Below are 308 nucleotides of genomic sequence, written 5' to 3'. Positions count from 1 at the left end.
TATGAACTGTATTCTTTACGGTGGCAAATTGAAATTATATTTAAAACATGGAAGTCTATTTTTAAAATTCATGAAGTGAAACCTGTGAAACTGGAACGATTTCAATGTCATTTATATGGGCAATTAATTGGTTTGTGTTTGGTAGCTAGCATTACATATCGAATGAGAAGACTTATATGGGAGAAAAAACAAAAAGAGGTGAGTGAGTATAAGTGTACATATATCGTCAAAATTTACTTCTCTAGTATACACGACGTGCTTTTCACAACCTTTCAACATCCTGTATCAGTGCTAACCAGGCTCTTTCA

General features: G+C 33.1%; 1 pseudogene. It reads left to right on the top strand.

Annotation, left to right across the window (positions count from 1 at the left end):
• Positions 1-308 (top strand): annotated as a pseudogene (locus FOT98_RS30175) (transposase); the annotation flags it as partial.

This window comes from Bacillus sp. HY001 (assembly GCF_007558965.1).
Classification (GTDB): Bacteria; Bacillota; Bacilli; order Bacillales; family Bacillaceae_G; genus Bacillus_A; species Bacillus_A mobilis.
This window is presented reverse-complemented; position numbering and strand designations above follow the sequence as displayed.